The sequence below is a fragment of the Mycobacterium sp. VKM Ac-1816D genome (assembly GCF_000416385.1).
GTDB classification, from domain to species: Bacteria; Actinomycetota; Actinomycetes; order Mycobacteriales; family Mycobacteriaceae; genus Mycobacterium; species Mycobacterium neoaurum_A.
Map to the genome: position 1 here is coordinate 345,672 of NZ_AOHQ01000139.1, position 7,342 is coordinate 353,013.

Below are 7,342 nucleotides of genomic sequence, written 5' to 3' on the forward strand. Positions count from 1 at the left end.
GTCAGCTCCACACCGCCAACGGCTCGTTGGTCCGCACGCCGATGAACAGGCCGACGGTGACACGGGGACGGTCGGTTGAAGGACGCACCGCGTGAACCCGGCGGGGATCGATCACGATGGCCTCGCCGACCTCGGGGGACAGAGTCAACGTGGGTTCGCCCACCAGGTGGCGATCGATACCCCACGTCCGATCACCCGAGAGTTCCTGGTAGTCGGTCTCGTCCGGGTAGGCATCCCACAGCTCGAGTTCGCCCCCGCTGTCGGGCAGGTCGAGGTAGACGTTGACCGAGAGCTGGCGAGCGATGCCTAGGGTCTGGCCCGCCGGCAGATTCCGGCCGACGTTGTCGGTGTGGGGTTCTAGGTCCACGCCCGGCTGTTGATAGCGCACGACGCCGGGGAGGAACTTGCGGCTTTCCCAGGTCAGGACGGTCGCGCCGGCAGGCCACACCTCGTCGAGGAGGAGCCGCAGCGTGTCGGCGGGGTAGGGGTGTGGCGCGCACACATTCCTGATGTGTGCGAGATGATCTGCCGCGGAACCGAAGTACTCCTCCTGGTCCTCGACGGAGGCGGTCTCCGAGAACGCGTGCCCGATGCGGCGGAACTGGGGGTCGGTGCCCAGCGGACCGTGGTCGTCACGCTCGAGCAGTCTGTCGCGAAGCCCGTCAAGCGTGTCGCCGGACAGGATGTCGCGGATTCGAATCGCGTACACCTCTCCTTTGAGCAGGCTCAGCAGATCGTTGGCCGAGAAGTCTCGGCCGGTGGTGGTGGCGACCAGTGACGCCGTCGTCGTCGAATCGCCCAGGGTGGTGGTCATGTGGTGCAATACCTCTTCTGTCATCGTCGTGCGTCGGAGAGAACAAGAGCCCGGTCAGCGGGCTATGAAGGCGGGTTTTCTCACGTGAGTCGACACGGCATGATGCGTACCTCTTTCATCGTCACTGGCATTAGCACCTTGAGGGAATCCCACGGTTGCTGCGGCGTCGTCGAGCCAATCTCTCAGCCGCTCTTGATGAAGTCGTGCCAGGCGAATGTAACGCGGAAGTCGGAGGTTCCGGCGACGGGACGAGCTGCGCGCCTATAGTCGCGCAGCGTGTGGATTTAAATCCCGTTGGCGCGATTATGCAGTGCCTGTGCCGTGTTCAGAACGTGTTCGCGTTCGGCGGTCAACGCTGCCTCGTATGCTGACGATTCGAGAGTGCAGACGAACAGTCTGCATCGCATCCACACCGAGGAGGACCGACACTGTGCCGTTGGACCGAACCCGACCCAGCGTCACCGTGTGCCGGGGGTGCTGCTGCGGCACGGCAAAGAAGCACCCACGTATCGACCACGAGGCGCAACTTGCCGAGCTTCGCGATTTGGTGCGAGACGTCGCCGATCTGCGGGTAACGGATTGCCTTGGCCCGTGCGAACGTTCGAACGTCCTGGTGGTTTCGCCGTCGAGCGGTGGACGCCGCCGAGGCGGGCGGGCGACCTGGCTCGGGCAGGTATTGGACGAGCAGACGGGATCGGCTATTGCCGACTGGCTGCGCGACGGCGGGCCCGGTGTCGTCGATCTCCCACCCGGACTGCGACGTCATCGCTTCGAGAGGCCGAAGAACGCTTGAGACATGGTGATTGACGCGCACCACGTGTGAACCAGAGCGCCCACCTGTTCCGTGAGCTAGAGAGCTTTCGGCGCCTCGGCCGCAGTCGACCGTCGATGCGGCCTCATCGCTACGCAGTGGCGCGCCTACCACCGAGTCTCAGAGTGCAAAAGCCTGCGGTGGCCCGGCCAGGGTCGCCTTGGCCTGAAGGCCAATCGCATCGGCGATTTCGATCTCGCCTGCCTCCAGCCCGTCGAGGGCCAGCGTGACAAGGTCGGCCGGTTCGGTGACCGTTCCTCCGGGGAACTCGATCCCAGCCGAGCGGGCGAAGTCGAACAAGGTCTCGGTGCCGATGAGTCCAGGCACGAGACCGACGACTTGTGTTCCCTGTCGGGCCAGTTCACGGCGTACACCGTTGGTCAGCCCCCATTCGGCCGACTTGGCCGCCGCGTAGGCGGTATTGCCCTCAACCGTGAGCCATGCGGCCGCCGACAGCACGTTGACGATGGCACCGCCTCCGTTGCGGTCCAGAACCGGAGCGAAAGCCCGGATGACATTCAACGTGCCGAAATAGTTCGACTCCATCACCCGCCGGATCGCATGCATATCACCCGTCACCAGGCTGCCGCCAGCGGTTTCGGCGGCGTTGTTGATCAGGATGTCGACATCGCCGGCGACGTCAGCGGCCGCCTGGACCGAGCCTGTGTCGGTGATGTCCAGGCGCAGCACCTCGGTCCCCGGAATATCGACGAGCTCAGGCCGTCGTGCCGTCGCGTACACCTTGGCACCGCGACGAAGGAGCTCGGTCGCGAACGAGGTGCCGATGCCGCGATTGGAACCGGTGACCAGAGCTGTCGAACCTGCCAATTTCATCTGTCCTCCAAGGCAATCCGAGCGTGGAAATAAGATGACCAGTCGGTCATATTACCGTCATCCTAAGCCTAAGGTGACCGCTCGGTCAACTTGGTAGCATGTGGAAATGACGTCACCTGCGCGCGCTCTGCGGGCCGACGCCGCGCGCAACCGCGAGTCGCTGTTGGCTGCGGCCGAGGAAGTGTTCGCCGAGCGCGGCGTCGACGCCTCGATCGCAGATGTGGCCCGGCGTGCCGGGGTGGCCAAGGGGACGGTGTTTCGGCACTTCTCCTCGAAGGAGGATCTGGTCGCCTCCCTCGTCTGCGGGCATATGGTCACCCTCACCGATGCCGCAGCGCGGTTGGCCGATGCGTACGATCCTGGGGCGGCCTTGTTGGAGTTCCTCACCATCGCCGCAGATCAGCGCAGGCAACACGATCTGACCTACCTGCAGACATTCAGCGCGAACGACGCCAGGGTGATAGCCATCCGCGACGATGTGCTCGCCGGGGTGGAGAAGCTTGTCGCCAAAGCTCGTGCTGCAGGCGCGATTCGCGCCGACGTCACCGGAACGGATGTCTTCCTGCTGATGTGCGCACCCGTGCACGTGGCCGAAGGACTGCCCGATGCGCCACCCGACCTGTGGCGGCGCTATCTGGCGATCATCTTCGACGGACTCCGTCCGGAAGGAGCGAGCGCCCTGCCGGAGCCCGAGCCGGAGATTCTCGGGCGCTGAACTCGGACGGTCCGCGTCTCGATTTGCCCGGTATCAGACTGCCGCGTTTGTCCCTGTCGGAAGGTACGGCCGCAGAGCCGCGGAGAGAGCACGGTCGACGAGGCGGTCGGGGAGCAGTCGTGTGACCGATAGCAGCGCGGCTTCGCGGCCGACGGTGTATCGCGTTCGTGGCTTACGGGCGGTAATTGCTTTGGCGATCACCGCGGCCGCGGCTGCGGCGGGCAGCCCGGACGTGGTGGACGCTTCGGCTTGCGCTTTCACCGCCTGGACCAGCCCGCCATATCGGCGGCGCTGCTCTGCCGTCATTGCCGCGACTGTGTCCTGCGCGCTGGCGATCGCTCTGCCGAGCATCTCGGTACGTACAGCGCCGGGTTCGATCACGACCACCTCGACCCCGTGGGGACCCACCTCGCGGCGCAAGGAGTCGCTCACGGCTTCGAGCGCGAACTTCGTGCCCGCGTACGGACCATAGGTGGCCATCGCAATCTTCCCTCCCACCGAGCTGATGTTCACCACCCGACCCCGGCTGTCGATCAGGGATGGCAGCAGCGCCTGGATCACCGAGACGTGGCCGAAGAGGTTGACTTCGAACATGTCTCGCCAACGGTCGATCGCAAAGGCCTCAACCGGAACGTTGGCCTGCACGGCAGCGTTGTTGACCACCGCCCGCAGTGGACGGTGGTGAGGATCCTCGCGCACCCTCTGGACGAGCGCCTGGACGTGTTCAGGATGGGTGATGTCGAGAATCAGAGGTTCGACATTCGCCGCTCGGATGCCGTCGGCATCGCGTTCCCGTCGCACCCCGGCGAGCACGTGAAACCCTCGTTGCGCCATCTCTTGGGCGGTGGCCGCGCCGATACCGGTTGAGGCGCCGGTGATCACGATGAGCTCTTTTTGAGTTGACAACGTCATCTTTGAATCGTACGGAATGTGTTGACGTTGTCAACTAGAGTGGTCGTGTCATGAATCGCAAAGAATCGGCCGCCGCTACCCGTGGCGCCCTGATCGATCAGGCCGCCCAGCTGCTCGACGGTGGCGGACTCGAGGCGGTGACGCTTCGTGAGGTCGGTGCCCGCGCGGGTGTGAGTCGAGGTGCCCCATATCGGCACTTCGCCGACAAGGACGGCCTACTCACGGCGGTGGCGGCCGACGGCTGGGAGCGCCTCGCGGACGCGATGGTGGAGTTGCGCGCCGATGCCGGCCTTTCCCCCCTCGAGAAGGTGCGGACCGCGCTGGCCGCAGTCGTCACCATGAGCCGACGCCAGCCTCATCTGTACCGCCTGATGTTCCGCCCGCCAGAGGGCGATCCGTCGGCTGTGTTCGTCGCCGCGCAGCGCATGTGCGAGGAGTTCCAGAGCATCGTCGACGGCATTGCCGACCAAAGCGACGCCGAGCGCTACGCCGCCATGCTCCTGACCGGTGTACATGGCGCGGTGGGACTGGAGATGGGCGGCCTGCTACAGACCGACAAGTGGCAGACCACGGCCGAAGAACTCGCCGAGAGCCTCGTTGCCCTCGTGCATGACGCGGCTCGCCGCGGTCCCGATTGAGCGGGTCGGCGCGCGCCGCGGGCTGGGCCTGGGATCCACGTGCGGGGGAGCAAGAGGTCCTTGTGAGTCACTGGATGCACACTTGACTCGGTGAGCCCACACGAACCCCTGCTGACCCCGACCCTCGTAGCCGTCTGCGTGGTGATGGCGGTGTTGGCAGCCCTGGTGAACCGCGTGGTCTTACATGGATCGCTGTGGGCGCCACCTGGAGCGGCGCTACGAGCCGCGGTGCAGTTGGCCGCGGTGTCAGCCGTCCTGGTGGTCGCTTTGCAGCAGCTGTGGTCCTCGGTCGTGGTGCTTACGATGATGTTCACGGTCGCATCGTTCACTGCCGCGCGGCGCAGCCAGGCGCTGCACGGCGCGGGGTGGTTGGCCGTTGCCCTGGCGGCCGGAATGGTCGCCGTCATTCCCCTGCTACTGCTTACCGGGATCGTCCCACTTGCCGGTGTCGCCTTGGTTCCGGTCTTCGGCATCGTGCTCGGTGGCACCATGACCGCGACGGCGGTCGCGGCTCGACGTGCTCTGGATGCCTTGGGGGAGCACCACGGCGAGATCGAGGCAGCCCTCAGTCTCGGCTTCTCGGAACGCTTCTCGCGGATGATGGTGATTCAACGACCCCTCTCGGACGCGCTCATCCCCAATCTCGACCAAGCCCGCACCGCTGGGTTGGTAACTCTCCCTGGTGCATTCGTCGGTGTTCTGCTGGCGACGGGGTCCGCCACCCAGGCCGGCGCAGTACAAGTCCTTGTTCTGGTTGCACTACTGCTGGCTCAGGTCTGTGGGGTGGCGGTAGCGGGTGAGCTCGTTGCCCGCGGATCGATCACGCGATCGGACCCGTAGCGACGGGATGGACGGCCCGCCTCGGGCAGCATCGCGCCGGCCTTGGGTGTTGTCAGGATGCGCCGGCGCCCGCCGCAAGGAACTCGGCGGCGAGCCGCTTTGGCCGGAGGTTTCCGAACGCGGCAGGCGAAGGGGACCTGGACCGACTTCGCAGCACCGCATCCATAAGTTGTTCACAGCCGAGACCCGTGGACCGCACAGGATCACCGGGAAGCATGAACAAGTGCCGCCCTCTCCGACGCCGACTCCGACGCCAAGCCCCGTCGAGCTCCCCAAAGATCTACTGGCGGCGAGGCATGGCATCTCGTTGCTGGAGGGTTGGTTGCCGCTGACCATCGAGATGGTCGTCGTCGTAGCACTGATCGTGGCGATCGGGTGGCGGACCAGGCGATGGCGGTTGGTGTGGCTTCCCATATCTGTCGCGGTGGGGGTGCTGGTGGCGTTGGCGGCACACAGTTACATGAACGATCAGGGTTTGGCGTCGGACCCGGCGCCGTTCGCGCTGTGGGTGTGGATCGCGGTCTTCGGCCTGGCTGTCGCGGTCGGTGTGTTCGGCTGGCGCAGTGCACGCTGGTGGCGACGGATCATTTCGGTGCTGGCGGTCCCGTTGACGCTGTTGACCTCGGCGCTGACCCTCAACCAATGGGTGGGCTATTACCCGTCGTTACAGTCCGCCTGGGGAGCCCTGACCGCGGGCCCGCTGCCCAACGAGGTCCAGGCCTCGGATCTGCCGTCGTTGCGCAACACCGCACCCACCACCGGCAAGCTGGTCAAGGTCGACATCTCTGACGCTGCCAGTGGATTCACACACCGAAGCGAATACGTCTACCTGCCGCCGGCCTGGTTCGCCGGCGATACACCGCCGACCCTGCCGGTGGTGATGATGATCGGCGGCGAATTCAACACTCCCGCCGACTGGATACGCAGTGGCAACTTCATGCCCACGGTGGAAGGCTACGGTGCCAGCCACAGTGAGCAGTTGCCGATCTTCGTGTTCGTCGACACCGGCGGCAGCTTCAACAACGACACGGAGTGTGTCAACGGTCCGCGCGGCAACTCGGCAGATCATCTGACCAAGGACGTCCGGCCCTATGTCATCTCCACGTTCGAGGCGTCCGCGGCCGCCACGAATTGGGGTGTGGTCGGGTGGTCGATGGGCGGGACGTGCGCCGTCGATCTGGCTGTCATGCATCCCGATCTCTTCTCGACATTCGTCGACATCGGTGGTGACGCGGGTCCGGTCTCGGGCACCGAGGCGCAGACCGTCCAGCGGCTCTACGGCGGAGACAGGTCAGCCTATGACGCGTTCGACCCGCGGACCGTGATGGCCAAACACGGCCCTTACAGCGGCGTTTCGGGGTACTTTGCGGCCACCATAAAACCGGCCAACGCCGAGGCGGTGATGAAGGACTTCCGGTCAGGCGGTCACCATTCAGGTGGTGAGGGTCTCGGCGGCCGCGATGAGATGGGGCCGCAAGGTCCCGAAGCCGAGGCGGCCGCGGATAACCTGTGCGACGCTGCCCAGAAGGTCGCCATCACCTGCAGCGTGCACAAGACCGTCGGCTTCCACTCGTGGCAGTTTGCTGCCTCCGCATTCGCCGACGCGTTGCCCTGGCTGGTCGAGCGGATCACGCCCGCCACGCGAGCCGTCGAAGGTTCGCATGCGTGAACATCCTGCACCGCAGGAGTTCTACCAAGGACCAGTCAGTTATGGGGTCTGCTGCACGAATAGGTGACATCTGAGTTGGCTTGCTCGGGGCGAGCGAGCTGGAAGGATG

7 protein-coding genes and 1 riboswitch are annotated in these 7,342 nt (G+C 65.3%); of the genes, 4 read left to right on the forward strand and 3 right to left on the reverse strand.

Annotated features, from left to right (window positions below):
- Position 1: 1 nt before the first annotated feature.
- Positions 2-814 carry a 2OG-Fe(II) oxygenase gene (locus tag G154_RS20080; protein WP_019510814.1) on the reverse strand — a complete coding sequence of 271 codons (813 nt, stop codon included), beginning with the start codon at positions 812-814 and terminating at the stop codon, positions 2-4.
- Between the two features lie 112 nt (positions 815-926).
- A riboswitch (SAM riboswitch) is annotated at positions 927-1,016 on the reverse strand.
- A gap of 729 nt (positions 1,017-1,745) precedes the next feature.
- Positions 1,746-2,459 carry an SDR family NAD(P)-dependent oxidoreductase gene (locus G154_RS20085; protein ID WP_019510813.1) on the reverse strand — a complete coding sequence of 238 codons (714 nt, stop codon included), beginning with the start codon at positions 2,457-2,459 and terminating at the stop codon, positions 1,746-1,748.
- A 106-nt stretch (positions 2,460-2,565) separates the two neighbouring features.
- On the opposite strand from G154_RS20085, the gene G154_RS20090 reads away from it, so the two are divergent.
- Positions 2,566-3,174 (forward strand): TetR/AcrR family transcriptional regulator, encoded by a 609-nt coding sequence (locus tag G154_RS20090; protein ID WP_019510812.1) that lies wholly within the window; start codon positions 2,566-2,568, stop codon positions 3,172-3,174.
- 33 nt (positions 3,175-3,207) lie between these two features.
- On the opposite strand, the gene G154_RS20095 is transcribed toward G154_RS20090, so the two are convergent.
- Positions 3,208-4,086 (reverse strand): SDR family NAD(P)-dependent oxidoreductase, encoded by an 879-nt coding sequence (locus G154_RS20095; RefSeq protein WP_031601512.1) that lies wholly within the window; start codon positions 4,084-4,086, stop codon positions 3,208-3,210.
- Positions 4,087-4,136: 50 nt separating this feature from the next.
- Here G154_RS20095 and G154_RS20100 point away from each other — a divergent pair, with 50 nt between their 5' ends.
- The 3 genes from G154_RS20100 (at position 4,137) to G154_RS20110 (ending at position 7,233) form a co-directional block, all read left to right on the forward strand.
- On the forward strand, positions 4,137-4,724 hold the full coding sequence (locus G154_RS20100) for a TetR/AcrR family transcriptional regulator (protein WP_019510810.1): 588 nt from the start codon (positions 4,137-4,139) through the stop codon (positions 4,722-4,724).
- A 90-nt stretch (positions 4,725-4,814) separates the two neighbouring features.
- Positions 4,815-5,564, forward strand: coding sequence for an ABC transporter permease (locus tag G154_RS20105; protein ID WP_019510809.1), 750 nt, complete (start codon positions 4,815-4,817; stop codon positions 5,562-5,564).
- 223 nt (positions 5,565-5,787) lie between these two features.
- Positions 5,788-7,233 carry an alpha/beta hydrolase family protein gene (locus G154_RS20110; RefSeq protein WP_234713083.1) on the forward strand — a complete coding sequence of 482 codons (1,446 nt, stop codon included), beginning with the start codon at positions 5,788-5,790 and terminating at the stop codon, positions 7,231-7,233.
- The last annotated feature ends 109 nt before the right edge of the window (positions 7,234-7,342 follow it).

Bases quoted from the DNA above. Each gene is read 5' to 3' on its own strand.
- G154_RS20100 (WP_019510810.1), top strand. From the start codon at position 4,137: ATGAATCGCAAAGAATCGGCCGCCGCTACCCGTGGCGCCCTGATCGAT.
- G154_RS20090 (WP_019510812.1), top strand. From the start codon at position 2,566: ATGACGTCACCTGCGCGCGCTCTGCGGGCCGACGCCGCGCGCAACCGC.
- G154_RS20085 (WP_019510813.1), bottom strand. From the start codon at position 2,459: ATGAAATTGGCAGGTTCGACAGCTCTGGTCACCGGTTCCAATCGCGGC.
- G154_RS20095 (WP_031601512.1), bottom strand. From the start codon at position 4,086: ATGACGTTGTCAACTCAAAAAGAGCTCATCGTGATCACCGGCGCCTCA.
- G154_RS20080 (WP_019510814.1), bottom strand. From the start codon at position 814: ATGACCACCACCCTGGGCGATTCGACGACGACGGCGTCACTGGTCGCC.